The organism is Nocardia arizonensis (assembly GCF_001310275.1).
Classification (GTDB): domain Bacteria; phylum Actinomycetota; class Actinomycetes; order Mycobacteriales; family Mycobacteriaceae; genus Nocardia; species Nocardia arizonensis.
Map to the genome: position 1 here is coordinate 1 of NZ_LGYZ01000096.1, position 24,251 is coordinate 24,251.

26 protein-coding genes and 1 pseudogene are annotated in these 24,251 nt (G+C 65.6%); 17 read left to right on the forward strand and 10 right to left on the reverse strand.

Features of this window, described 5'->3' with window-relative positions; genetic code table 11:
- Positions 1–710: 710 nt before the first annotated feature.
- Both APZ21_RS35780 and APZ21_RS23480 read right to left on the reverse strand, forming a co-directional pair.
- The gene (locus APZ21_RS35780; RefSeq protein WP_054815483.1) at positions 711–1,364 is read right to left on the reverse strand and encodes a 3'-5' exonuclease; all 654 of its coding nucleotides are present in this window, start codon (positions 1,362–1,364) and stop codon (positions 711–713) included.
- Between the two features lie 21 nt (positions 1,365–1,385).
- Entirely contained in the window at positions 1,386–1,709 is a 324-nt protein-coding gene (locus tag APZ21_RS23480) for a phospholipase D-like domain-containing protein (protein ID WP_054815484.1), read from the reverse strand.
- Positions 1,710–1,915: 206 nt separating this feature from the next.
- Between APZ21_RS23480 and APZ21_RS23485 the strand changes: the two genes are divergently transcribed.
- Genes APZ21_RS23485 through APZ21_RS23500 form a run of 4 tightly spaced genes read left to right on the forward strand, consistent with a single transcriptional unit; the run spans position 1,916 to position 4,465 of the window.
- A complete protein-coding gene (locus tag APZ21_RS23485; RefSeq protein ID WP_054815485.1) occupies positions 1,916–2,260 on the forward strand; it encodes a WXG100 family type VII secretion target in 345 nt (114 codons plus the stop codon).
- Positions 2,250–2,537, forward strand: coding sequence for a WXG100 family type VII secretion target (locus APZ21_RS23490; protein ID WP_054815486.1), 288 nt, complete (start codon positions 2,250–2,252; stop codon positions 2,535–2,537). The genes APZ21_RS23485 and APZ21_RS23490 overlap by 11 nt, the downstream gene beginning before the upstream one ends.
- A gap of 6 nt (positions 2,538–2,543) precedes the next feature.
- A complete protein-coding gene (locus APZ21_RS23495) occupies positions 2,544–3,845 on the forward strand; it encodes a putative toxin (protein ID WP_054815487.1) in 1,302 nt (433 codons plus the stop codon).
- Entirely contained in the window at positions 3,842–4,465 is a 624-nt protein-coding gene (locus APZ21_RS23500) for a hypothetical protein (protein WP_054815488.1), read from the forward strand. The genes APZ21_RS23495 and APZ21_RS23500 overlap by 4 nt, the downstream gene beginning before the upstream one ends.
- A gap of 21 nt (positions 4,466–4,486) precedes the next feature.
- Here APZ21_RS23500 and APZ21_RS23505 read toward each other — a convergent pair whose 3' ends face one another.
- Positions 4,487–4,900 (reverse strand): hypothetical protein, encoded by a 414-nt coding sequence (locus APZ21_RS23505; protein ID WP_054815489.1) that lies wholly within the window; start codon positions 4,898–4,900, stop codon positions 4,487–4,489.
- An 862-nt stretch (positions 4,901–5,762) separates the two neighbouring features.
- On the opposite strand from APZ21_RS23505, the gene APZ21_RS23510 reads away from it, so the two are divergent.
- The 3 genes from APZ21_RS23510 to APZ21_RS34355 all read left to right on the forward strand — a co-directional run bounded on the left by APZ21_RS23510 (position 5,763) and on the right by APZ21_RS34355 (position 8,160).
- Positions 5,763–7,046, forward strand: coding sequence for an alpha/beta hydrolase (locus tag APZ21_RS23510; protein WP_239476785.1), 1,284 nt, complete (start codon positions 5,763–5,765; stop codon positions 7,044–7,046).
- Positions 7,047–7,277: 231 nt separating this feature from the next.
- Positions 7,278–7,910 carry a TNT domain-containing protein gene (locus tag APZ21_RS23515; protein ID WP_204249143.1) on the forward strand — a complete coding sequence of 211 codons (633 nt, stop codon included), beginning with the start codon at positions 7,278–7,280 and terminating at the stop codon, positions 7,908–7,910.
- A gap of 1 nt (position 7,911) precedes the next feature.
- Complete coding sequence (locus APZ21_RS34355) at positions 7,912–8,160, forward strand: hypothetical protein (RefSeq protein WP_054815491.1); 249 nt, start codon at positions 7,912–7,914, stop codon at positions 8,158–8,160.
- 92 nt (positions 8,161–8,252) lie between these two features.
- Here the strand turns inward: APZ21_RS34355 and APZ21_RS36480 are convergent.
- Positions 8,253–8,730: pseudogene (locus tag APZ21_RS36480) on the reverse strand (IS1634 family transposase); the annotation flags it as partial.
- A 231-nt stretch (positions 8,731–8,961) separates the two neighbouring features.
- Between APZ21_RS36480 and APZ21_RS23525 the strand changes: the two are divergent.
- Positions 8,962–9,720, forward strand: a complete 759-nt coding sequence (locus APZ21_RS23525; protein ID WP_156371297.1) for a DUF8020 domain-containing protein — start codon at positions 8,962–8,964, stop codon at positions 9,718–9,720.
- A 168-nt stretch (positions 9,721–9,888) separates the two neighbouring features.
- The gene (locus APZ21_RS23530; RefSeq protein WP_156371298.1) at positions 9,889–10,116 is read left to right on the forward strand and encodes a hypothetical protein; all 228 of its coding nucleotides are present in this window, start codon (positions 9,889–9,891) and stop codon (positions 10,114–10,116) included.
- Here the strand turns inward: APZ21_RS23530 and APZ21_RS23535 are convergent.
- The gene (locus tag APZ21_RS23535) at positions 10,113–11,582 is read right to left on the reverse strand and encodes a Scr1 family TA system antitoxin-like transcriptional regulator (RefSeq protein WP_054815494.1); all 1,470 of its coding nucleotides are present in this window, start codon (positions 11,580–11,582) and stop codon (positions 10,113–10,115) included. The two genes, APZ21_RS23530 and APZ21_RS23535, sit on opposite strands and share 4 nt — an antisense overlap.
- A gap of 144 nt (positions 11,583–11,726) precedes the next feature.
- Here APZ21_RS23535 and APZ21_RS23540 point away from each other — a divergent pair, with 144 nt between their 5' ends.
- The 3 genes from APZ21_RS23540 to APZ21_RS34360 all read left to right on the forward strand — a co-directional run bounded on the left by APZ21_RS23540 (position 11,727) and on the right by APZ21_RS34360 (position 12,796).
- A complete protein-coding gene (locus tag APZ21_RS23540) occupies positions 11,727–11,948 on the forward strand; it encodes a helix-turn-helix domain-containing protein (RefSeq protein WP_054815495.1) in 222 nt (73 codons plus the stop codon).
- Between the two features lie 188 nt (positions 11,949–12,136).
- Entirely contained in the window at positions 12,137–12,295 is a 159-nt protein-coding gene (locus APZ21_RS23545) for a hypothetical protein (protein ID WP_156371299.1), read from the forward strand.
- A 339-nt stretch (positions 12,296–12,634) separates the two neighbouring features.
- The gene (locus tag APZ21_RS34360; RefSeq protein WP_156371300.1) at positions 12,635–12,796 is read left to right on the forward strand and encodes a hypothetical protein; all 162 of its coding nucleotides are present in this window, start codon (positions 12,635–12,637) and stop codon (positions 12,794–12,796) included.
- Positions 12,797–12,976: 180 nt separating this feature from the next.
- Here APZ21_RS34360 and APZ21_RS23550 read toward each other — a convergent pair whose 3' ends face one another.
- Both APZ21_RS23550 and APZ21_RS23555 read right to left on the reverse strand, forming a co-directional pair.
- Positions 12,977–13,729, reverse strand: a complete 753-nt coding sequence (locus APZ21_RS23550) for a phosphatase PAP2 family protein (protein WP_054815497.1) — start codon at positions 13,727–13,729, stop codon at positions 12,977–12,979.
- A gap of 126 nt (positions 13,730–13,855) precedes the next feature.
- A complete protein-coding gene (locus APZ21_RS23555; protein WP_054815498.1) occupies positions 13,856–14,629 on the reverse strand; it encodes an SDR family NAD(P)-dependent oxidoreductase in 774 nt (257 codons plus the stop codon).
- 78 nt (positions 14,630–14,707) lie between these two features.
- Here APZ21_RS23555 and dcd point away from each other — a divergent pair, with 78 nt between their 5' ends.
- A complete protein-coding gene (dcd, locus tag APZ21_RS23560; protein WP_054815499.1) occupies positions 14,708–15,307 on the forward strand; it encodes a dCTP deaminase in 600 nt (199 codons plus the stop codon).
- 102 nt (positions 15,308–15,409) lie between these two features.
- Here the strand turns inward: dcd and APZ21_RS23565 are convergent, their stop codons facing one another.
- A complete protein-coding gene (locus tag APZ21_RS23565) occupies positions 15,410–15,877 on the reverse strand; it encodes a hypothetical protein (RefSeq protein ID WP_054815500.1) in 468 nt (155 codons plus the stop codon).
- 279 nt (positions 15,878–16,156) lie between these two features.
- Here APZ21_RS23565 and APZ21_RS23570 point away from each other — a divergent pair, with 279 nt between their 5' ends.
- The 3 genes from APZ21_RS23570 (at position 16,157) to APZ21_RS23580 (ending at position 20,466) form a co-directional block, all read left to right on the forward strand.
- A complete protein-coding gene (locus tag APZ21_RS23570; RefSeq protein WP_082393402.1) occupies positions 16,157–17,497 on the forward strand; it encodes a helix-turn-helix domain-containing protein in 1,341 nt (446 codons plus the stop codon).
- Positions 17,498–17,555: 58 nt separating this feature from the next.
- Positions 17,556–18,803, forward strand: coding sequence for a pyridoxal phosphate-dependent aminotransferase (locus APZ21_RS23575; protein ID WP_054815502.1), 1,248 nt, complete (start codon positions 17,556–17,558; stop codon positions 18,801–18,803).
- 364 nt (positions 18,804–19,167) lie between these two features.
- Positions 19,168–20,466, forward strand: coding sequence for a YibE/F family protein (locus APZ21_RS23580; protein WP_156371301.1), 1,299 nt, complete (start codon positions 19,168–19,170; stop codon positions 20,464–20,466).
- A gap of 109 nt (positions 20,467–20,575) precedes the next feature.
- On the opposite strand, the gene APZ21_RS23585 is transcribed toward APZ21_RS23580, so the two are convergent.
- Both APZ21_RS23585 and APZ21_RS23590 read right to left on the reverse strand, forming a co-directional pair.
- Positions 20,576–22,033, reverse strand: a complete 1,458-nt coding sequence (locus APZ21_RS23585) for a DUF7159 family protein (RefSeq protein ID WP_239476783.1) — start codon at positions 22,031–22,033, stop codon at positions 20,576–20,578.
- A 191-nt stretch (positions 22,034–22,224) separates the two neighbouring features.
- On the reverse strand, positions 22,225–23,547 hold the full coding sequence (locus APZ21_RS23590) for a UDP-glucose dehydrogenase family protein (RefSeq protein WP_054815505.1): 1,323 nt from the start codon (positions 23,545–23,547) through the stop codon (positions 22,225–22,227).
- Positions 23,548–23,685: 138 nt separating this feature from the next.
- On the opposite strand from APZ21_RS23590, the gene APZ21_RS23595 reads away from it, so the two are divergent.
- Positions 23,686–24,222, forward strand: coding sequence for a YdcF family protein (locus APZ21_RS23595; RefSeq protein ID WP_054815506.1), 537 nt, complete (start codon positions 23,686–23,688; stop codon positions 24,220–24,222).
- Positions 24,223–24,251 lie beyond the last annotated feature (29 nt).

Here is a 24,251-nt window from a genome sequence, read left to right on the forward strand (position 1 = left end):
GTCCTGACCGTTCAAACGGTGCCGACGACGACGATGAAAGACCCTTTGGGGCGTACGACGACAGTGGTGCGCCCCAGAAGGTAACCAGGCAAGAATTCGGGATCACCCTCCGCCAGGAATGTGCTGGACATGCCCGGTCATTTCGTCGACGGCGTGCAGGTGGCGGCGGGTCGGTTGTATCCGGCGCGCGACAAGTGGGTCGAGCCCTCACTGCGGGTGTGCCCGGGCATCGGCTCGGTGCGAATCAGGTGTTGGTCGGCAGCGTCGCATGCCTGGCGGCGCGCGGGCACCACCGCACACACCGCTGTGTGGCGTGTGAGGCGGGGATTTACACGCCGAACGGAACCGCGGAATGCGGACACGTCACGGCGCAACCGATCTCGCGCAGTGTCGGGAATGCTCCCCTTCCATCACACAGGTCTGGCACCGTCAGAAATTCCCTGATCCCACACGTGCTGTGCGCCTTCATAATCCACCACCACTACATTCTCCGTACGCTCCGAACCGCCCCGGGGGTCGGGGAGGGCCAACTCCCCGACCTCGGGAGCTGCGCGATCGCGCAGGCGACCCGTCCACCGCCACGGAGATCGGAGGCTGGACGCTCGATTGCACACCGATCGCCGTCGAGACCTACTCCGACGGCACGGTATGGGGTATCGAAGACTTGCGGTGGACTCGCGAGAACCGCGCGGAGGCTATCGGCGAATCGTTCAGGCTCGCGTCGCCGGAACCTGCGCCAGTGCGGCAAGGAAGGGACTCGCCGGTCCATGCCAGGTGACCGCGAGCTGTTCGCGGGCTCGGGTGCAGGCCACGAACAGCAGGGAACGCTCCCGCCTGATGTCGCGCTCATGGGTGTGGGGGTCCTCGGCGGCGGGAGTGACGGCATTCGGGGCCGGGACCGCGGCGGTGCCCACACCGGCGACGGCGAGGCAGCGAAACTCGAGGCCCTTCATGCGGTGCATCGTGCCGACGGAGACGGCGTCGGTGGCGGCTCGGACCCGCACGTCCAGTGCGGGCATCATCGCGTCCAGTGCTGCGATATCGCCGATGTCGATGCCGCCGGTGGCGCTGTTCACGGTCAGTTCGTGCCTGCCGGCCCAGGCGTAGGCGTCGTCGTGCGGCAGGACCCGCAGCAGCAGATAGGTGTTGCCCGATTCCGGGGCGAGCACGATGCCGCGCCAGAAATTGTCGATCCTGATGGACCGGTAGCGCGGATAGCGGGCGGTATTGATCTTCTCCAGGTGGATTCCGGTGTGCGTGGCGTCGGCGAACCTGCCGAAGACCTCGGAAATCTTCACTTGGAGCGGCCGGTCGAGTTTGCCGTAGTCGAGCAAGAACTCTTTGCCGATGCGCAGGACGGCCATCCGCTTCTCCTTTACCGCACATCACTGGTCGGCGATGGGCTTGTAGACGAGGCTCGCGATCTCGTGAAGCTGCTGTTCGACTGCCTCTGCCAAATTCGGGTTGTCCAGGTACAGAACGAATTCCACGTTCTCATGTTCGGCGCTGTGAGAGAAGTTCGCGCTGGTGGCCAGCAGGAACCGGTGATCGATCACGAGGGACTTGGCGTGGTTGCGGACGTAGCCGCCGTCGAAGGTCTTCGTCCGCAGCACTGTGCCGGGCTTCATATGCGCCGCGACCTGTGTCGTGGTCAGCGACCACGCTGTGGGCCGGTGGTCGGCGGCCCGCGTGTCCAGGTAGTCCCGCACCGCGACACCTGGGCCGGTGGGCCCCCCTCCTGGTCAGCACGTTTCCGTACTTGACTGGCGAGTCCCGCAGGCGTGCTTGGTTGCTCGGAACTCAATCACGGCCCTATTATCGACGCTGAGCTGAGAGCTGCTGCATAGTGCGACATGCGAATCCGGTAGCGGTTGGGGAGCTATGCGGGGCTGAGATTGAATGCCCGGGGGAGCGTATGACTGATTCCATCTCGAGTGCAGCGGGATTCACCGTCACCCCTACTGAACTTGTTGCCGCCGCCCAAGCAGTTCGAACCCTGCTCGACGGGTTGGCGACAGGATTCAAGTCCCTCGATAGCGACGTCGAGACTCTGATAACGAACTGGAAAGGGCACCGAGGCAACCTGTTCGCCGACGGATACGCCGAGGTGCGACAAGGACTGGCCGACCTACTCGATGCGATGGGCGACACAACGGCTGCCCTCAACGCAAGCGCCGAAACGTATCTCGCGCAAGAGAACGTCAACGCCGACGCTATCGAATCGGTCGCCTCCTCCCTGGATCTGCCCGATGTCTCATAGCGTCGACCTGGACCTGCTCGACTCGGTCATCGCGAGGATGACGGCGTTCGAAGGATTCTTCGATGACCAGATTACCGCATTCGACACCGCTATTGGCAAGCTACAGGGCGTGTGGGACGGCGAAGCGGCTACCGCGCAGCAGAATTCGCATCGACGCCTCATGGCTGCCGCCGCAGAGATCCGCGACGGAATCTACGACATGCGCCAGGCCGCCCGCGCCGCGCACACCAACTACAGCAACGCCATAGCCGCCAACCTCGAAATGTGGCGAGGCTGAACGACTGTGACCGACCTGAACGTCGACCCCGAGCTGTTCTACGAACTCGCTGGCGCCTACAGCCGAGCCAGCACCAGCACCTCGGCCGCTCTGCGCCAGCTGGACAACGAACTCCGAAGCGCGGTGAAGATGACCGGCGGCGACGACGGCGGATTGGAATGGGGCGGCAAATACCACAAAGCCGCCGTCGAAGCTGTCGTGACGGCGGGTATAGCAACCGATGTCCTGTGCAGGATGGCCGCTCTGGTACGTCAGAGTGGTGTCAATCACGACGAATCCGAGAACGCCGAAGAGTACAACAAGCCTGGCGGCGCACTCCCTGAAGCCGACCCCGGCGGTGAATCGTTCACCGCCAGGCCACCCAAGAACCCTGGAGGCGGCACACGCGCCGAACCCACCGGCTGGAAGGTGGTCATGGGAGCCGTCAAATGGGTCGACGGTGACACCGGACTGCTCCAAAAAGCAGCCGCAAGCTGGTCGACCACAGCAACCAAGTACAACACCCTCGATACCGAAATCAAGTCGAAGATGAAGCTCTTGAACGGGTCGACCGCGCCGGAAATCCCAGATATCGACCAAACCAACACCACCGTCCTCGACGGAACCGAGATACTCGGCGACGCGATGCTCCAGCTCTCTGGTGCCACCAGCGGCTACGCCGATATCCTCGAAGCCGCCCAAGAGGCCATCGAATGGGAACTGCAAGTACAGACGGTTGTCCAGGCCATCAATGTGATCGACGCCGCCACGGTCGGACGCCCGATCACGAAGATCATCCGGGAGACCGCCGAAGCCGAAATCGACAACAGCAACCGCAAGATCACCCAGATCCTCGTCGGGCTCGCAGACGCGCGCCGAGTCAGCGGCGGAATGCTCGATGCCGTATCGACCACCGTGACCAGCAGCGTCAACACCAAGTTCAAGCCGGTGCTCGACAAACAGCTCAAGCGACCGCCAGAGCCCACGAAAGCCGACCAAGCCCGGCAGAACAAGCTCAAGGGCGCCAAGGCCGAATCCAGAGCCGGAATCGACCCGACCAAGAAGAAGGAATCGCTCCCCTCACCGAGCCGGACCGCCAGAAACCGCACACCCGACGATCTCGACCATTCCAATCGGCGCCTGACCGAAGTCAAGAACGTCGACAAGCAGGAATACACTGACCAGCTCAAAGACTTCCTCAGCTACAGCCAAACCAACGGCTACGAGTTAGTGCTCATCACCGATAACCGAACCAAACTCGCACCTGAGATCGAGGACTTGGTCAAGCAAGGCAAGATCAAACACGTGAGAATGGACCTCAACAGTTGACCGCCACCGATGACGACGCCGCACAACAGCTGCTCGAGGACTATCACCGGGCCGGAGGCAACGGCCAGACAATCCCCGACATCTCACGGCAGCCCTATAGCACTCCCGAGATCATCACCGTGCTGTCTGGCTGGCTGTCCGACCTGGAGTCACGCTGGCCCGGACCAGAGACCGAGGGACGCGAGCTGACCCGTCTCGTCCTCGCCAATGCGCTGGGACGCAAAGAAGCCCGCAGATCGGTCGCCGTCCCCGCGTTGATCTCCCAATTCGACACCACCAAGCCCGTGAGCTCGCGAGCGCGATGGGCCGCCGGTAATGCCCTGTGCGACATACCGGCCGAACCCAGCTACTTCGATCAGCTCGCCGAGATCGCGACCAACCGCGAATTCGGCGACGACCGCCAGATGGTCATCTCCTGGTTGGCGAAATCACGCAGCCCGGCCGCGGCCACGGTCGCGATATCCCAGCTCGATGACGAAACAGTCTGCGGACATGTCCTCGACGCGCTTGCCCGACTCCGCGCCCAAGGCGTGCGCGAACAAATCGAACCGTTCCTCACCTCGAAAAACAAATGGTACAAGCGCAGCGCCGAACGGATCATCCGCTACGACCAGAGCTGAGCCCGCCACACCCCGGACACCTCACCGCCAGATACGCCGCTCGGCGGTAAACCCTTCCAAATCGCCGGCCACCACCGAACCACCTGCCACCCGATACGGCTCGAGCACTCTCATCGCCGGACCATCCACATGTTCGAGATGCACTTCGATCCCATCGGACCCCGTCTCGGGAATCCGTACATCGACTGCCAGCGCCGCTGCTCGAATCCTGGTCCGCATCAACGCGACAGCTTCGAAGTTCAACTCATGAGCCCGCTGAGCAGAATCGGCGTCGGAAACGATGACCTGGCGATCCCCATTGCGTTCGACAACCACCGAAAACGGGAAGAATTCCCCACGCTCCGATAATCGCTTCTCGGCCATATCGAGAGCGACATCGAGCAACTCATCGATGTCGGCCTGAGCGGGCACCGGCGTGCTGTCGCGCCAGGACATGTGCGCCTCCCCTCGACCAGCGACACTCTACCCAACACTCACCAGTCATCTCATCCGGCGATCAGGACTGCCTCGCGTCGTCAGCCCACGGTGTCCATCGAGGGGATGTGCACGATGGTGCTGGGCGCCGTATCGCTCTGGGAGATCTAGAGCACGCCGCGGCCACGAAGACGTGTGTCCGCGGGCGTGTCATCTCCGGCTGCTCGTGATCGGTGCGAGGCCCGCGGCTGTGAGCAGGGCGGTGGCCTGGTCGCGGCGACGCTCGGCCATTCGGGCGCGAGCGGGTCCACCGAGGCCGGTGCGATGAATTCGAGGATGTCGCCGAGGTCGCTGACCTGGCCGCCGCCCAGGTGCCGTCGGGGACCTCCCAGGTGAACACCCGGACCCGCTTTTCGGGAACCGGCCACCTGCCCGCTTCGGCGTCGATCACCGCTTGGGTGACATCGCGAGTGACGTCGACGCGCGGTTCCTTGTCGGCTTGGCCTTCGGGAACCCGGACCACGAACTTGTAGAACGGGGCCGGTGCAACCTGAGCGGGTGTGGGGTGCCGCGATCGAACCACCGTATCGGCTACGGTTCACGTCGCACCAATCCGCTGATCCTTCAGGTCGAGAGGCGAAGTCTGTTGTCGGTGAACCTGTTCTGGCGTTCGATGTGCGTGGTGGCGGTATCCCTGTCGATGGCTGTGCCTGCGTACAGCCAGGCGGATCCGGTGGACGACGCGCACCCGATCGGGTTGGACCGGTTCTACCATCAGCGGCTCGAGTGGAAGCCCTGCGGCATCGAGAATGTCGACAAGGCCGGTGGTGAGTGCGCGGATGTACTGGTGCCGCTCGAGTATGGGAATTCGGACGGTCGCACCATGACCGTGGCGATCTCGCGGGTCAAGGCCGGTGATCCGGTGCGGCGGCGGGGAATCCTGCTGTCCAATCCGGGCGGTCCCGGTGCCGAGGGGCTGGACAGTCCGGATCTGCTCGGTGACGTGCTCTCGCCGGGGGTCTTGGCGAGTTACGACCTGATCGGCATGGATCCGCGCGGGGTCGGCGAATCCGGTCGGAGTCCGCGGTGCGGGTGGCCGGTAGGCGAGATGATTCGGTCGGCGGGTCTTGACCCGCTGGGATTCGTGCACGACACCGTGCAGTCCGCGGGGATGGCCGCGTCCTGCCTGATTCGTGACCCGATCGCGTTGAGGCAGTTCACCACTCGCAACACCGCGCGTGACATCGACATTGTGCGAGGGGTTCTGGGGGAGGAGAAGGTCAACTTCTACGGCGTATCCTACGGCACCTACCTCGGTGCGGTGTTCACGCAGATGTTTCCCGAGCGGAGCGACCGCATCGTGCTCGACAGCGCGATCGACCCCGACCGATACTGGGAGGGCTTGGTACAGGATTGGGGTCCGGCAGACGAGATCGCGCTGGACGACTGGGCCGACTGGGTTTCCGACCGGGATGACGAGTTCCGGTTCGGTGCGACTCCGCGGCAGGTGCGGGCGAATATAGAGGCGCTCGTGCGTATCGCCGCGCGCCAACCGATTGTCATCGATGGGTTTGCCATCGACGATCACTGGCTTCCGTTCATCCTGCACGGACTGCTGATGAACTTCCGGCTGAACGAAGCGATGGCCGCCACTGTGCGGGAGATCGCCGATGCCGCGGGCGGTCCGCCCACTACATCGCGAACCCCCCGGCTGCGTGCCATCGTGGCGGCGCTGCGCGACAATGAGAATTCGGTCCTCGCGCAGATCGCCTGCGGCGATGCCGGGGCACCGATTGATCCGACCTGGTATTGGCGCAATATCGAAGAGACCCGCGCCACGCAGCCGGTGTTCGGCGCGCTGGCGAACAACATCCAGCCGTGCGCCTTCTGGCCTCGCCCGGTCGAGCCCGCGACAGTCGTCCGCAATTCGGTGCCCGCGCTCATCCTGCAGGCGACGGGAGATCCCCGAACTCCCTACGCCCACGGAGTCCGATTGCATCAGGACATGTCCGAGTCGCGGATGGTGACGCTACAGGATGTCCGTATCCACATGACATTCCGGCCCGAACTCAGCGACTGCGTGAATAACGCGATCAACACGTATTTCAGCACGGGAACCATGCCGGATACCGACATCACCTGCTACGCGAATCATTCCACGCCTTGATCTGCTTTCGGCCCCGTCGATGACAACCTGATTCCCGAGGACTCGAGGGCGCGCCCATCCTCCCGTGGATCGAGGCCGGCGACACGCGATCACGGTTCCGGGCGAAAGGGCGGCGGCTACGTATGCTCACCGGGCCGCATCTACTTTCCCCTGGAGGTACTGTTGCGTTACCGGTCTCTGCTCACCGCTGTATTCGCGTCCCTACTCCTGCTGGCCGGGCACCCGATCACGGTGCAGGCGCTACCGGGCACCGGTTCCGGGTCAGGCTCGGCGTCGGCGTGTAATCCCGGTACGCCGGCCAATGTGCCGGCCACGCCGTATTACGACCCGGCTCGTCCCTACCTGGGGCCGGAGCCGTTGCCGCAGACTCCGCCGGTAGGCCCGCTGCTGGAGGGGTACAAGCGTTTCGGGAACTACACCGAAGCCGGGTTCGTGGCGAAATTCCACCCGGGAACCAACTATATCTATCCGCCCGATAATGGCTTCCTTTTCATCGGCGACCATTCGACAGCGCACCCGGAGACGCTGTCGGTCGGTACGCGCGTCGACCGGTTCGGCGGTCCGATGGGGAAGTATCTGGCGCCGGTGGGCGTGGTGTACAGCGAGCGAGCGCTGCCGCCGTCGAACCTCAACTCCTACGGCGGTACTCCGCAGAGCGATTACCACGTCTATTGCGTGCAACAGGCGTTCAGGGTCGATGCCGGGCCGGCCGCGCCATGGTTCGGACAACCCGGACTCGGCAACCAGTACGTCTTGAATCCCAGCTATGTGCCGGGGCCGGAATACGCGGGTCCGGACCCAGGAATGTTGAACATCCAATGGATGATCGACAATGGCTACCTGGTCGAGGAAATACCCCACTGATATGGATCGTAAGGAACTTCTCGCCGCCCTGCTCGCCGCCGGAAAGCCTCCGCACTGGTTTCGGCTCGTCGGTGTCCATGACCCCGACCCGTTGCCGGAGGACTTCTGGTTCCTACGACCGGGATCGGGTGGCGATTGGGAGGTCGGGGTCCACGAACGCGGAAAAGACAATGTGGGAGCCCGGTTCGAGGCGGAATCCGATGCGGTCGCGTGGCTCTACCGGTCGGTCATGGGGCATCCCCCGCCATGATCCGCGACCGCCGATCTCCGGTGGTCTGGCACAACCCCCCACAGATGGCGGCAGAGCTCGAGAAACTGGCTGCGGTCCGCGTTGCTTGGCACGTAGGAGCCGATCGCCTCACCCGCGCCCATCATGTCGACGGGCAGATTCGTGACATAGCCTTCAAGCCCGCCAGCCGCCGGCCCGCGCGAGCGCGGGCTCGTCCAAGGTCTTGCCGGTCTTGCCGTCCTTCACGAAACATGGTGCCCGATCGGCTTTCTCGCTCGCGATGACGGCGCGGGCCTTCGCTTCTCGAGCGTTGAGGGTGCGGTTGTCGCGGACGTAGCGTTTCGTTGAATAGGCTCAGACCGCCCGCCACGATCCCGGGTGGGTGTCGGGGTCCCAGACCGGTTCGGCGCGGTCCGCCGTGTTGTTGTCGACGTTCGCGCCGCGCTTCAACGTAACGGTGTCGATGACCTACCCATCAACGAATGTCTCACCGTGCCAACGGAAGTGGGACTCCAGATCGATCGACGCCTTGGTGACGCGGGAACCGACGATGAACCGGAGGTCGGCGTCGTCGAGAGCGGTTCTCGATTCTGTTCGGCTTCCTGTCCTCGACTTCCGGATCGCGTCCGCCCTGCGCCGGCTGCTCACGGTAAGTGAGATGGTTTCGGGCTGAGGAATGCACGTCGGAACCAGCACTGGCACATCGGACTTGGCGTGATAGTGTTCTGCGCGGCAGCCGCATCTGCCGCGCGGGGGAGGTAACAGAGGACGCATCGACAGGTTCAGTCGTTCGCCCATTCTTGCTGGCAGCTCCCACATGCCATGCAGGCCAGAGCCATTCACACACATAGCATCGGTCGTTTCGGTACCGCCGCGACCGGTCCGTTCTCGTTCTCTCGAACAACTCAGATAGCAAGGGGAAATGCAATGCAGGGTAAGCGATTTGCCGTAGCGGCGCTGATCGCGGCGGTGAGCACGTCGGTTGTGATCGGTACCGCCAACGGGGCACCGGCCGATGCGCGGCCGGGCAGTGACTATGCCGCGGCATCGCTGGAATCGATGAGCGGCAACGACTCCGGGGTCGATTACACCGTGTCGAGATCCGTCGAGGGGGAATCCGCGATCGGCGTCACGGTCGACGGCGGGCGCTTCGTCCTGAACGGTAGCCGTCTTGATATCAGCGACGACTCGGGACAGCTGATCGGGCAGGTACCGTTGACGCTTCGCATCGCCGATCGGGTCGTGTCGTTCACGGCGCGGATCGCGGATTCGGGTCGCGCCGTCACGATCGCCTCGGCCGGGCCGGCGCAAACGAATATCGACATCGCCCAGGAGCCGTTGACTTCCGAACAGCGGATCTACTGCTGGAACGCCACGCTTGGTACGACAATCGGGATGGTCGTCGGAATACTGGTCGGGTTCCCGCTGCTGATGCCCGGAATGCTCGCCACATCCATCATCGGAGGTCTCGTCGGTATGGCTGTCGCGTTGAACGCTCCCATGCCGGGTATGTCTCCCACCGACGACCTGATGACCAAGTTCATCCGGTGCCAACAGGGGATGAGTCCGTACGGCGGGTGAAGCCCAGCCGGCAGATCGTCGTAGTCGCTATCCGCGCACGCGAGCGGGCTTGCGGTTGCGCTGATCGCTTGCCCGTGCCTCTGGACTTTTCGGCCGGATACCCGAATGCTGGTTGTGCGCTGTAAGAACGACCGCGGGTACTGCGGGGACTTGTTAGGAGCAGGTTGGATGCGTCGGCATCGGATGCACGCTACGGCTATTTCCCTGGGGATCGCGGTGGTCGCGTCGATGGGGGTTTCGGGGTGTGGCAAGAGCGAGCGGTGGTGTGAGCTGGATCGGGGGGACGTGCTGGTGGAGAACTGGCATTGCGAGCTGAACCAGGCGGGCTACGAGTGGGAGCCCGATCACGATAAGCCGAAGGTGAAGAAGAAGCCGAACAAGACGAAGAAGCATTAGGGATCTGGTCGGATCTCCTCGCGTGCCGCGTCGAGTGATTCGGGGTGGTCGGTCAGTCTTTTGCTGAGTCGTTCCAGGTAGATGGTGGATGCGCGAGGGGAGAGGGCGGCGACGCCGAGGCGGTCGAACAGGGCGGCGTACGGTTCGACGTCTTTGGGGTCGTCCATGTATATGGCGTCGGACAGGTGCTCTATATAGACGAGGTCGGGCCGATGTGAGCGCTGGAAGCCGAAGCGCAACAGGCTGAACGCGAGCGTGAGTTCTTTTCGGGTACTGTCGCGGCGCAATATTTGCAGGGTGATGTGCCGATTGCGCGACATCGCGATCAGGTGCTCGATCTGGTGACGGTAGATGTCGTGGATCTGTCGACGGTAGAGGTCTTGGTCGATCCCGGGGCGCGGGACCTCGCGGGTGCGGGGAATCCAGTACAGGGCCTTCTCGTCGATGATGGCCCAGAGCCGCACGGGGTCCGCTCGCGACAGAATGTGCTGGCGTTCCATGCGTATCCGTACACGGTCCGCCACTTCCCGGGCCTGCGCCGGGGTGACCACCGATGTGCCTTGTGACATCCCGATCACCGCGTGCGCGTAATCCCTGGTTTGCAGGAGCCCCGGTATGTAGGCGCTTTCGAATGTCCGTATGGTGTCGGCGGATCGTTCCAGTCCGACGTAGGTTTCGAACCAGCGCGGGAGCGCCTTGTTGTCATGGGTCCACCAGCCCGAGCGGTCGGCTTCGGCGGCCAGCTTCATGATCTCGGCGGCCAGGTCGGGGTTCTCCACTTCGTAGAGGTCGAGCAGCTTCCGCACGAGGCCCTCCTCGAAGGCGGCGCGGCCGGATTCGAGGTCGGTGAGGAATTCCGCGGGGCAGCCGAGTGCGATCGCGACGTCGTGTCCGGTGAGGTCGCCGCGCTCGCGGAGTTGACGCAGGTACTCGCCCAGCGCCATCCGCAGCACCGTCGGGGCGGCGGTGCGGAACGGTTCACGATCCCCGTCGGCGGCCTTGTCGTTGGCGTCTTCGACGAGGCCCGAGTCCGGGTTCGCCAAGAGCGTATTGCCGATGGCGCTGAGCACTTCGAACAGTCTGGTGCCGTGGTGCTCTGCCCCCGATTCGATGATCTCGGTCGCGATGCGGTACCCGTCGGTGAGGGCGCGTATCGCCGACCTGGGAGCGCGATCCTCGTTGGCGCGCGCGGTGGTCGGGCCGGTGAGTACCGCGGGACTCGCACCGACAGCGGGCGGGCCGCCGGCCAGAACGTCGCGCGCGCTACCGGGTACCCAGCCGAGGGCCTGCTCCACGAGCGCGAGTGTGCCCTCCGATACGTCTCGTGTGCCGCGTTCCAGATCACCCAGTAGCCGATAGCTGAGGCCGGTGGCGCGCGCGAGGTGCCCGCGGGTGTCCATTCCGAGTTCTCGCCGTCGTGCGATCACCGTGTCGGCCAGTCGTTTCCAGTCCTCGGTCACCGCCATAGGCATACTTTGCCACTAGCTGGAAGATTACGCCAGAATAGCCGCGTTCCGCCGGGAACCGTTCTGACCATATCGAATTGGTTGAATAGAAGATGGTTCCTATTCAAACTGGTATGCTATGCCAGCTCTGGTTACGATGCAGATATGGCATTGCAGGATGCAATCAGGGTCGGAGCGACGATCCGCGCACTCAGACAGGCGCACAACCTCCGTCGCCGCGAACTAGCCGATCGGATTTTCATCAGCCCCTCGCACCTAGCCAACATCGAAAGCGGCCGTCGCGGATGTACGCACGATGTCGCCCGTCGCGTCGCCGCGGCTCTGGACGTCGAACTCACCGCGATCACGACGGAATCCGAACGCTGACAACAATCCAACCCACCTGCCCCCGCGAGCGTCGACGCCACGGCGCTCGCGGGCAACGGATCCCGCTCGGCGCCGTCGGGCTCGACACGCACGAAAGCACGGTCGTGATATTGCGAAAGGTACTCTCCACCAACGCCTCTCATCGCATCCGATACGAATCGGCGGTTCTGCTACTGAGTCTCGTCATCGTGATCGAGCTATCGGCCATCGTCGCGCTGCTCGGTCTCCTGCTCGCGTCGGCGGCGAGGTCCTCTCTCGCTCAGTCCGCTCTCGCCGCCGGTGGCGGGTTCGCGACCACCATGCTCACCGGACTCGTCGTGGTGCGCCGATTCGTCTCGCGCCGCTGAACCTGCGCGCATGATCGCCGGTCCGGCATCGTGGCGCCACTCGGCCCACGGCTTACCGACACGGATCGAGCGGACGGTAACCGACTCCGTCCGGGGAGCCGGCCCGAGCTTTCGCCGCGCGCGATGCCGAGAACCCGCTACGGCGGTCGCCGGATAACGTCGTGTTCTACCGGGGGACGGAAGGTAGCGGTGGGGGTGTCGAGAATATTGGGTCGGCGAAGTGTCGGGTGGGCGTCGTACCATGCGAAGGAAGCATCGGTCCTGGCTCGGCTCGGGTCGGTGGTCAAGGTGCGGACGCCGTGATCGGCTGGTGCCGCAGATCAGAGGAGGCTCGACGATATGAGTCAGGAAGACGGGCGTGTGCCCGGACTGTTCAGTCACGAGAACGTCGCCCCCGAGGTATACACCGCGGTGGATCCCAACGCCGCGCATTTCCGGCCCGTGTTCAGCGGCGCCGAGGACGGGACCTACTACGGGCAGGCCGGCGACGGCGACGGGTGATCGTGGTCGGATCGTCGCGGCGTTCGGCCTGGTGACGACAGTTTCCGAGAGCCATCCCCCGGTGGACTCGTCGGCATTCGGCTCTCAACTCTCAGTGGCGTCCGTATAACGGATCGCGCGGTGATCCGCGTCGGCTGTGACGATTCGCGCCGTCGCTTCGACGCCACGGCGTGATCGCGGCTATCGGGATCTCCGGTGATCCGAGATGTCCTGTGGTGCAGCGGTATCCGAAGACGGTCCGGTCGAGGTCCCGGCGTCCCCGCAGACGCCGGCGCTACGGTGGGATCTGTGTTTCGCGTACGCGTACGCGCCCGCGCAGACGAGGATCCACGCCGCGCCGATCGACCATCCGGCGAGCACATCGCTCGGCCAGTGCACGCCCAGGTATATCCGGGACAACCCCACCGTGACGACGAAGACCGCGGCCGTCATGAACGCGGCGACCCGTGCGGCGGCGCGACGCAGGCGCGGCGCCAGGGCGATCGCGACGATGCCGACGACCGCCATGGTCCCCAGACTGTGGCCGCTCGGATAGGACAGGCTCGACTCGGTGGCGAGCCTGTCGGCGGCCGGCGGGCGGGAGCGGCCGATCAGCCGTTTCCCGACGAAGGTCAGGACGCTCGCGCCGATTCCGGTGGTAGCGACCAGGTATGCCTCGCCGCGGTGACCGAAGTAGAGCAGACCCGCGCACACCACGACGGTGATCAGGGTCAAGGTGAGGGTGTTGCCGAGCAGGGTGACCGTGTGGGCGAGCGTGTTCAGCGTTTCGGTGCGGCGCGCGAGGATCCAGCCCCGGATGTGCGGGTCCATGCCGGCATTGCCGTTCTCGTGCCGCACGCCGCGGGTCAGCGCCGCGACGAAGACGACGAGCACAATCGCGAGCGCGGTGAGTCCGGGGACACGGAACCGGCCGGGTGCGGGTTCAGCAGGCATACCACCAACCCTCCACGCCGACGCTGAGAATTAGCTGTGTATGCCCCAGGGTCTGTCGCACTCGGGCGACGACGTACAGCTTCCGGCACCGACGACGCGGTGTCGGAAGCCGACGGATCGCCGGTCTCAGAACAGGCTGTAGCCGCCGTCTATGAGGAGGGTGTCGCCGGTGTGGAACGCGCTGGCCGGACTCGCCAGATACACCGCCACGGATTCGAAGTCCTCGGGCCGACCCCAGCGTCCGACCGGAATGCGCGGCCGCACGCGTTCGCGGAACCGTTCCCAGGCGAACAGGTCCTTGGTCATGGGCGTCTCCACCCATCCGGGCAGCACCGAATTGGCGCGGATTCCGTGTTTGGCCAACTCCACGGCGATCGAATTCATGATGGCGATCAGCCCGGCCTTGCTCGCGGCGTAGTTCTGCCCGCGCGGAACGCCCTGGCGCGCGGCCAGACTCGCGGTGCCGACCAGACTGCCGCCCTCGCCCTTGGCCACCATCACCTTCGCGGCCTCGCGCAGGGTGACGAAGGCCGACTCCAGGTTGATGGAGGTGACTCGTCGGAACTCGTCCAGCGAGGTCTCCAGGAACGGCTCCATGCCCTGTGGGACGCCCGCGTTGACGAAGCAGGAGTCGATGCGGCCCAATTCTGCGGCGGCGCGGCCGATGGCGTCGACGACCTGCTGTTCCTCGCCCACGTCGCAGCCGAGGGCGAGTACCCGGCCGCCGAATGCGCGCAGTTGTTCGGCGGCGGATTCGTTGCGTTCGGCATTGCGCCCGATGACGCACACGTCGGCGCCCGCCCGGGCCAGGCCGCGGGCGAAGGCGAGCCCGATGCCGGAGTTGGCGCCGGTGATGACGGCGACGTGGCCGTGCAGATCGAAAGGAGATGTCTCGGTCACGATGAGAGGATATCCATTTCAATCTTTCATGCGGTGCGAACGGCGACCGAGATGGGTCGACGCGTTAGGCTTCCTCGCGTGCTGCTTTCCGATCGTGACATCCGCGCGGAGATCGCCGCTGGGCGTCTCGGCGTCGAGCCGCTGCTGGACAATCTCATCCAGCCGTCGAGTATCGATGTGCGCCTCGACCGCATGTTCCGGGTCTTCGACAATTCCCGTTACACCCATATCGATCCCGCGCAGCGTCAGGACGAGCTGACCAGCCTCGTCGAGCCCGCGGAAGGGGAGCCGTTCGTCCTGCATCCGGGCGAATTCGTGCTCGGCTCCACCCTCGAGATGTGCAGCCTGCCCGATGACCTCGCGGGCAGACTCGAGGGGAAATCCAGTCTCGGCCGTCTGGGGCTGTTGACACATTCCACGGCCGGATTCATCGACCCCGGTTTCAGCGGGCACATCACCCTGGAACTGTCCAATGTGGCGAATCTGCCGATCACCCTGTGGCCGGGTATGAAAATCGGCCAGCTGTGCCTGTTCCGCCTGACCAGTCCGGCCGAACATCCCTACGGCAGTGCCGCGGCGGGATCGAAGTACCAGGGCCAGCGGGGGCCGACACCGTCGCGGTCCTACCTGAACTTCCCGTTGTCGAGCACGGTGGTCGAGTCGGTCGAATCGCGCTGAATGTGATTGTCCGGCAGTGACATCCGGCCGGATCCGCCCCGTCGACTGTTACGGGGGCGGATCCGGCCGGAATGCCGGGCGGCGACGGGGACCGCGACGCATTCAGTCCCCGCCGCCCGCTCCCACCGCCAGCGCCGTCGTGACGACGGTCGAGAGCGGAGGAAGCGTGCCGCCGCGGCCGGGCGGGCTGACCCAGAAGCACCCTTCCCGGGTCCACCGCCCGAGGCCGGTCGGCAACATCACGGCACTACCGATGGCGGGTATGCCGATATCGAGTCTGTCGAGGACCTCCAATACCTGCGTTCCCGGCCGGGTATCCGGTTCGGCCAGAAAGCTCCATCGGATCTGCCGGGCCAGCACGGGACCCCTCGTCCCCTGCTGTTCCAATGCGGCCCTGACCTTTTCGGCCCGGGCGGTCGGCAGATGTAGGACGCATACGCGGCCGCTGACGGGTAACATGACGAAACCGCCACGTTCGGTCACCGGTAGCCCGTATTCGTGCCGGTAGAAGGCCACCCAGTCGTCGATGGTCCTGAGTCTGTCTGCGTTGGCAGACGAATCTGCGTTCACGGCCAACTCCTTGCCTCCTGTCTCAAGGGTCGCCCGTGGAAGGGAGACACGGTATCGCCCGCATGCCCGCCTTTTGCTGCCATTTCGCTGCCCCTGCCGAGCGGACGCGGCCGAGCGGACCGCAACCGGCGTGCCACTGTATATAGCAACTTCGAATTGGTTGTGGCAGTGGACACAATGGCCTCGTACCCTGGGTGAAGAGTCTCGTTCGGAAGGGATGACATCGTGGTCCGGCAATGGTCAGGAAGAGAGACCCGTGCCCTTCGCGATGCCAAGCGCATGAGTATCAGGGAGTTCGCCGCTCATCTCGGAGTGCACGAACGCCTGGTATCCAAGTGGGAGGCGGGGGGAGTCCGGGTGCATCCGCGCCCGATCAATCAAGCCGCCCTCGACACCTCCCTGGCCAGGTCCGACGAAGTCGTGCGGGCACGTTTTGCGGCGCTGATCGATCAGCCCTTGATCGACCGACCGGTCGCGCCGGTGACCGATCCGGGTCCTGTCGTCGGGACGCGGGCCAATTATTCGAGCGACGCGGACCTTCTCGCTCTCATCGATACCGGTGCGATGAGAGGCGATGCGTTGGCGGCGATTTCGGAGAGGGATCTGATCATGGCGGCTGCCCACGAAGCGAGCGAGCACGCCGGACGGGCCGAGGGCACCAATGTGGGCGCGACCACGTTGGAACAGCTCGATGCCGATGTCATGCGCATCGCGAACGATTACGTCCACATACCCCCGGTGCCGATGATGGTGGAGATGCTGCGGGTGCGCCGCCGGGTGTATCGATTGCTCGAGGGGCAGCAGCGGCCCGTCCATACCAGTCACCTGTACCTGCTCGCAGGCACCCTGTCCGGTCTGCTCGCCAACGCGAGTACCGACCTCGGCTACTACGACGCCGCGGGCGAACAGATCCGCGCCGCCCGCTCCTATGCCGAACTGTGCGGGCACAACGGGCTGCGGGCCTGGACCAGGGGCATGCACGCGCTCATCGAGTACTCCGCCGAACGTCCGCGGCGGGCGGTGGTGCTGGCCCAGAGCGGTCACGAATTCGCCGAGTCGGCGACCGCGAAGGTGCGATTATTCACCATCGAGGCCAGGATCTGGTCCAAAATGGGCAGCGCCGAGGACACCGAACGCTGTATTCGCGCCGCCGACGATGCGCGTGAGATCGCCGAGACCGACGATCTGCACGACGAGATCGGCGGCGTTTTCGGTTTCAACGACGCCAAGGCCCAGTACTACGCCGGGGCGACCTATATCCACCTCGGTCTGGCCGGCCCGGCGCTGACCGCGACGCGCCGGGCCATCGACCTGTACGCCAACGGACCCTCCCAGCAGCGCTCCTACGGCGCGGAGTCACTGGCCAGGGTGGACAACGCGGCCGCGCACCTGATCAACGGCAGTCTCGATGGCGCGGCCGAGGCGCTGGCCCCGGTGCTCGCGCTCGACGAGGACAAGCGCATCGTGCAGCTCGAGGAACGCCTGACCGGCGTGCGCAGGCGTATCGCCGAACCCGGTTACCGGAACGCCGCCCAGGCGCGGCAACTCGACGAGCGAATCGAGGAGTTCTGCGGCTGCACCGCCGTCAAGGGCATACCGCCCGGCGATTCGGGGGCCTGAGCGTCGCGGGCCGACGCGTGTGCCGAAACACAGTTGCCGGGGATGGCACGATGGGACGGTGAGCCCGAGTCATCTACCGCATCGTCCTCCGCGTGTGCTGGAGCAGTCGACGAAACTCCAGAATGTCGTCTACGAGATCCGTGGACCGGTACACGCGCACGCGGCGCGGCTCGAGGCCGAGGGGCATCGCATCCTCAAACTCAATATCGGCAACCCCGCGCCGTTCGGATTCGAGGCGCCGGACGTGATCATGCGCGACATCATCGCCGCGCTGCCGCATGCCCAGGGCTACTCGGAGTCCAAGGGCATACTGTCGGCGCGGCGCGCCATCGTCACCCGGTACGAGCTGGTGCCCGGTTTCCCCGAACTCGACGTCGACTATGTCTACCTCGGCAACGGCGTCTCCGAACTGATCACGATCACCATGCAGGCGCTGCTCGACAACGGCGACGAGGTGCTGATTCCCGCACCGGACTATCCGCTGTGGACGGCGATGACGAGTCTTGCCGGCGGCACCCCGGTGCACTACCTGTGCGACGAGTCCAGCGGGTGGCAACCCGACATCGCCGATATCGAATCGAAGATCACCGACCGGACCAAGGCGTTGCTGGTGATCAACCCGAACAACCCGACCGGTGCGGTCTACTCCGCCGAGGTGCTGCAACAGCTGGTCGACCTGGCGCGCAAACATCAGCTGCTGCTGCTCGCCGACGAGATCTACGACAAGATCCTCTACGACGACGCCAAGCACGTCTGTCTGGCGACCCTCGCCCCCGATCTGCTGTGTCTGACCTTCAACGGTCTCTCCAAGGCGTACCGGGTGGCGGGCTACCGCTCGGGCTGGCTGGCCATCACCGGTCCCAAGGACCACGCGGCCGGCTTCCTCGAGGGCATCGATCTGCTGGCCTCTTCGCGTCTGTGCCCCAATGTGCCCGCCCAGCACGCGATTCAGGTGGCGCTCGGCGGCCATCAGAGCATCGAGGATCTGATCCTGCCCGGCGGCAGACTGCTCGAACAGCGGGATGTGGCCTGGGAGCGGCTCAACATGATTCCGGGGGTGTCCTGCGTCAAGCCCAAGGGCGCGCTGTACGCGTTCCCGCGGCTGGACCCGAATGTCTACGAGATCCAAGACGATTCGAAGCTGATCCTGGATCTGTTGCTCCAGGAGAAGATCCTCATGGTGCAGGGGACGGGGTTCAACTGGCCGAATCACGATCATCTGCGGATCGTGACGCTGCCGTGGGCGCGTGATCTCGCGGTCGCGATCGAGCGCTTCGGCAACTTCCTGGCCAGCTACCGCCAGTAGGGTTCAGCCCGTTCCTGGCATATGAATTGCCCTGTTTCTGCGCGTTGAAACAGACTCAGTGTTGAGAATGACGCGAGATTTGCTAGTGGGCTAGCGCAAAACTTCGAGTTTTGTGTACAGTAGCGCTTGGCACTTCGAGTGCCCGGCCATGTTGTCTACCCCCCCTGGACAACCTGGCCTCGGGCTCGGCCGCCTACCCCCCTGGGCCGCCGGCCTGTGGGCGGCGGAGACATCCCCCTGCTCTCCGCCGCCCCCTCCCGAATCCTTCCGCCGCCTTCATGCCGCGCGATCTTGAAAACCAGATCCTTTAAGCTCTGCACCGGGAATGCTCCCCGGGGCATGCGACGGACAAGGTAGGAGCCCGGTGACCGACCACCATCACCACCACCATCACGACCATTCCGAACCGCTCGCCATCGGCGCGACGGCCGCGCGCGTAGTCATCGGACTGCTCAGCCTCATCGGTGTCGCCGTCGTCGTCGGAGCGATATGGCTGTGGCCGAGTGCGCAACACGTCGACATCCCGCTGCCCATGCAGAACGCGGGCGGCGGCGCGGTGCAGACCGAGGCGGGCACGGTCGTGGTACAGGACGTCGGACCCTGCGGCAGTCCCTCGCTCGGCAAGGTATTCGCCGACAAACCAGAGGCGCCGCGCTCGAATGCCTACACCTGTCAGCGGAGTCTGATCACGATCGACTCGGGACCGCACAAAGGCAACAGGACGCTGTTCGAAATCGCTCCCGGCCCCGGACAACCCGATCTGCGCGCGGGCGATGAGATCCGGCTGGTCCGTCAGGCCGACGTCAACGGCACACCCCTGTATTCCTTCGAGGACTATTCGCGCGGACTGCCGCTGACGCTGATCGTGGTCGCCTTCGTCGTGGTCGTCGTCGCGGTGGCGCGCTGGCGCGGTCTGCGGGCGCTCATCGGACTCCTCTTCGCGTTCGCGGTACTCGTGGTCTTCCTGCTGCCCGCACTGCTCGACGGGAAGCCCGCGGTGCCGGTCGCGCTGGTGTCGGGCGCGGTGATCCTCTACGTGGTGCTGTATCTCGCCCACGGGGTGAACCTGCGCACCAGCTCCGCGCTATTGGGCACGCTCACCTCCATGCTGCTCGCGGCCGGACTGTCCTGGGTCGCCATCGAGGTCACCCATCTCACCGGACTCTCCGAGGAGCAGAACACCAACGTCGCCACCTATATCGAACACGTCAGCATCACCGGACTGCTGTTGGCGGGCTTCATCATCGGCACCCTCGGCGTCCTCAACGACGTCACCATCACCCAGGCCTCGGCCGCCTTCGAACTCGCCGCGCTGGACCAATCCGCTTCGCGTCGAGAGGTTTTCGCCGCGACCATGCGGGTCGGGCGCGATCACATCGCCAGTACGGTCTACACCCTTGTCCTCGCCTACGCCGGTGGCGCGCTGCCGTTGCTGCTGCTGTTCAGCGTGGCGGGCCGCTCGATCCGCGACGTGCTCACCGGCGACGCGGTCGCCATCGAGATCACCCGATCCGCGGTAGGCGGCATCGCACTGGCCCTGTCGGTGCCGCTGACCACCGCCATCGCGGTCCTGCTCGCCCGCCCTTTCGGCGCCGCACGTACTCCGCCCCCGCCCCCGCCCCCGCCGGTGCCCCGCCGTCACGCGCGGCACGCCAGGCATTGAGCTCGGGCCCGTCACGGACGGACGGACGCGACTCCGGTCGGGAACCTCGGCCGAGGGTGACTGTTCGTCGCGAAGGGCCGGGCGTGGCGCGAGTCGGCGACCAGGACGGTCAGCGTGTGCCCTGCGGGAAGAACTCCGGGGGAATGGTCGGCACCACGATCGGCGGAAGACCCGGAACCACAAAGGTGTTCGGCCCCTGGGGCGGAGGCTCGGGCGCGGGCGCGTTCTGCTGCTGGCGCGTGGGCGGCGCGGCCACCGTCGCCTCGGTCTCCGTCGTGGTCGCGGGCGCGACCGCGATCTGCGGGTCGAGTGTGGTGGTGCGCGGAATACTCGTCGGCGTGACCGAGGTCGACCCGTCACTACTGCTCTGTGAATCGCGTTCGAGAACCTGCGGGCCGTAGCCGAGTCCGAGACCGATCGCCGCGACCACGGTCAACGCGCTCACCGTCAGCACCGCGCCGTTGATCTCGCGCTTGCCGCGAATCCGCTCGCCCGCCAGCCATTCCGGCGACAGCTCGTCACGCGGGCGGCCGCGCGCAGCGCGCGCAGGCCAATCCTGGATCTCGTGGTGGCCGAGCCATTCCTCACCCGACGAATCGCTGTCGACCGTGTGCTTGCGCTTGCCCTTCTTCGGCGGCGCCGACAGCCAGGCCGGTGACAGGGTGTCCTGGTCGATCGCCATCGCCGCGGGCGCGGGCACCGCTGCCGGGCGCACCGGGCGCGCCAGCAGGGCCGCGCCGCGGGCGGTGACCGTCTCCGGGCTCTCCGGCACGATGACCGGAACGCCCATCCAGCGGTCGAGAACCTTGGCGACGAGCGGAATTCGGGCGCAGCCGCCGATGGCGAGCACACCGTGCACCGGGCGATCCGAGCGCACGATGACATCGCGGGCCATGCGCGCCGAGGACTCGACCGCGAGCATGATCAGCGATTCGAAGTTCTCCTGGGCCAGCAGCACCAGGCCCTGCTCACTCGGCAGCGCCACCGCGGTGTTGGTGGACAGTTGCTCCTTGGCCTCGCGGCACAGCGCGTCGAGTGCGGCCAGTCCGGCCGGATCGGTGGGGTGGGCGATACGGCCCGAGGCAATCTGCTGCTCGCGGATCAGCGAATCCAGGTAATCGCCGCTGATATCGCTGGTGCGTTCGGTGTGGCGTACCTCACGGGTCTGGGTGTCGACCACGCTCACCGACAGACCGGAACTGCCGAGGTCGTAGACGACCAGCGAGGAGATGCCGCGGATATCGCCGGTCGACTGGGCGAACTCGACGGCGGCGAAGATCTCCGGGACCAGCTCGTAATTGGTGATCTGCTGGCGGGCCATCGCGGCGCGCACCGACCTGGCCTGCTGTTCACTGCGATAGGCGACCGCGGTGGCGGAGATGTCGGACACCGACTCCAGCATCATGCCGACCGCTTCGGCGGCCAGATCCTCGGCCGGGGTGTCGATCACCGGCAGGGTCTGGAGATCGAACGCGTGCGGCTCGACATGCCCGTGCGGGGTCCCGGCGTGCGGTCGCGCCATACGGACAGCGCCGGCCCCCACCGAAATTCCCAGTACCGAACTCATCAGCTGCCCATCCCGTTTCACGCTTACGACATGCGAGCCCGCGTCATCGAGAACGGATGGCCCACCTCGGACGATACCCGCTCCGCTGCCGGCCTCCGGCCTCGCTGTGTTCGATCACAATGCGTTCCCGGCGTGGCCTGGGGCGAATCGCGTACGGACAGCGGGAAGCCTGTTTTCGTTCGCACGCAACTCTACGGTGTGCCGAGTCCGGCGTACACCCATCCGGCATCTCGCCAGGTGGCACGATTGAGACAGTTCCTGCCGTCGATGATCGAGCGCGCGCGGACCACCCGGTCCAGGTCGTGCGGGCGCAGGGCGGTGAACTCCTGCCACTCGGTGAGCACGAGGACCACGTCCGCGCGATCACACGCATCGGCGACCGAGGTCGCGTAATTCAGGGTGGGGAAGACCCGCCGCGAATTCTCCAGCGCCTTCGGGTCGTACACCGTGACCACCGCGCCGTGCAGCTGGATCATGCCCGCCACGTTCAGCGCGGGAGAATCGCGCACGTCGTCGGACTCGGGCTTGAAGGCCGCGCCGAGCACCGCGACATTCGCGCCGAGCAGCGATCCGCCGCAGGCCCGCGTCGCCATGTCGACCACCTTGGTGCGCCTGCGCATATTGATGTTGTCGACCTCGCGCAGGAACGCGACCGCGTGATCGGCGCCGAGCTCGCCGGAGCGGGCCATGAACGCGCGGATGTCCTTGGGCAGGCAGCCGCCGCCGAATCCGAGTCCCGCGTTCAGGAATCGCCTGCCGATGCGGGCGTCGTAGCCGAGCGCGTCGGCGAGCATGGTGACGTCGGCGCCGGTCGCCTCGCAGACCTCGGAGACCGCGTTGATGAACGAGATCTTGGTCGCCAGAAAGGCATTCGCCGAGACCTTGACCAATTCGGCGGTGGCAAGGTCGGTCAGCAGGAAGGGGATCTCGGCGGCGATGATCTGGGCGTAGATCTCGCGCACGAGTTCCTCGACCCGGGCCGAACCCTCGCGGTCGCGGTCGACGCCGAGTACCAAGCGGTCCGGGTGCAGGGTGTCCTTGACCGCGAAACCCTCGCGCAGGAATTCCGGATTCCACGCCACCTCGACCGGCGCCGAGGTCAGCGCACGCGCGCGGGCGCCGAGGGCCGCGGCCGTGCCCACCGGCACCGTCGACTTGCCGATGATGACCGAGGGCCGGTCGATCAGCGGTGCCAGCGTATCCACCACGGCGTGCACATATTTCAGGTCGGCGGCGTACTCGCCCTTCTTCTGCGGGGTGCCGACGCCGAGGAAGTGCACGTCGGCGTGCGCGGCGGCCTCCTCGTAGGAGGTGGTGAACCGCAATCTGCCCGCGTCCAGGTTGCGCCGCAGCACACCTTCGAGTCCGGGTTCGTAGAACGGGACGACCCCGTCCGACAGCTTCGCCACCTTGCCCGGGTCGACGTCGACCCCCACGACCTCATGGCCGAGTTCGGCCATGCACGCCGCATGCGTGGCACCCAGGTATCCGGTTCCGAAGACTGTGCATCGCATGATCGATTGGTAAGCCCCCCCGGTGGCCGCGCCGCGTCAGCGAGGCAAGAGTCAACGCAACAGCAGGTGTACAGGTGGCGAAGTGATCGTCGACGATGTCGCGACCTGCGACGACGGGTCGCCGATAGCATCGGACGGGTGCGCGGACGCAGATACGCCTTGGCAGCCGCCGGACTCGTGACGGTGCTCGCGGTCGCGGTGGCGGCGCTGTGGCCGGTCTATGTTCGGCCGCGGGTGGACCGGCCCGTTCGCGCCGACGCGATCCTGGTGCTCGGCGGCGCGCACGACGGCCGCGAACAACTCGGGCTGCGGCTCGCGCGCGCCGGTTACGCGCCGCGGGTGCTGATCTCCGATCCCTACCGGGTGAGTCCGATGGTCAACAGAATCTGTCACGGCGGCTACAGCTTCGAGGTGATCTGTTTCGATCCCGCGCCACGCACCACCCGGGGCGAGGGTCGCGAACTGGCTCGGCGCGCCAGAGCCGAGGGATGGCGCCGGGTCATCGTGGTCACCTTCACCCCGCATATCTCGCGCGCCCGCTATGTCATCGGCAAATGCTGGGACGGGGAGCTGTTGTTCGTCGATCCGCGGCCCGCCCTTTCGGTGCCGCGCTGGGGGTACGACTACCTGTACCAGTCGGTCGGCTACGCGAAGGCTTTCTTCGAGGACTGCTGAGGCGACAACCAACTGCGGGCGACCGGCTT

Bases quoted from the DNA above. Each gene is read 5' to 3' on its own strand.
- APZ21_RS35780 (WP_054815483.1), bottom strand. From the start codon at position 1,364: ATGGCCGTCCTGCGCATCGGCAAAGAGTTCTTGCTCGACTACGGCAAA.
- APZ21_RS23485 (WP_054815485.1), top strand. From the start codon at position 1,916: ATGACTGATTCCATCTCGAGTGCAGCGGGATTCACCGTCACCCCTACT.
- APZ21_RS23490 (WP_054815486.1), top strand. From the start codon at position 2,250: ATGTCTCATAGCGTCGACCTGGACCTGCTCGACTCGGTCATCGCGAGG.
- APZ21_RS23505 (WP_054815489.1), bottom strand. From the start codon at position 4,900: ATGTCCTGGCGCGACAGCACGCCGGTGCCCGCTCAGGCCGACATCGAT.
- APZ21_RS23510 (WP_239476785.1), top strand. From the start codon at position 5,763: ATGACCGTGGCGATCTCGCGGGTCAAGGCCGGTGATCCGGTGCGGCGG.
- APZ21_RS34355 (WP_054815491.1), top strand. From the start codon at position 7,912: ATGGATCGTAAGGAACTTCTCGCCGCCCTGCTCGCCGCCGGAAAGCCT.
- APZ21_RS23525 (WP_156371297.1), top strand. From the start codon at position 8,962: ATGCAGGCCAGAGCCATTCACACACATAGCATCGGTCGTTTCGGTACC.
- APZ21_RS23530 (WP_156371298.1), top strand. From the start codon at position 9,889: ATGCGTCGGCATCGGATGCACGCTACGGCTATTTCCCTGGGGATCGCG.
- APZ21_RS23535 (WP_054815494.1), bottom strand. From the start codon at position 11,582: ATGGCGGTGACCGAGGACTGGAAACGACTGGCCGACACGGTGATCGCA.
- APZ21_RS23540 (WP_054815495.1), top strand. From the start codon at position 11,727: ATGGCATTGCAGGATGCAATCAGGGTCGGAGCGACGATCCGCGCACTC.
- APZ21_RS34360 (WP_156371300.1), top strand. From the start codon at position 12,635: ATGAGTCAGGAAGACGGGCGTGTGCCCGGACTGTTCAGTCACGAGAAC.
- APZ21_RS23550 (WP_054815497.1), bottom strand. From the start codon at position 13,729: ATGCCTGCTGAACCCGCACCCGGCCGGTTCCGTGTCCCCGGACTCACC.
- APZ21_RS23570 (WP_082393402.1), top strand. From the start codon at position 16,157: ATGAGTATCAGGGAGTTCGCCGCTCATCTCGGAGTGCACGAACGCCTG.
- APZ21_RS23585 (WP_239476783.1), bottom strand. From the start codon at position 22,033: ATGAGTTCGGTACTGGGAATTTCGGTGGGGGCCGGCGCTGTCCGTATG.
- APZ21_RS23590 (WP_054815505.1), bottom strand. From the start codon at position 23,547: ATGCGATGCACAGTCTTCGGAACCGGATACCTGGGTGCCACGCATGCG.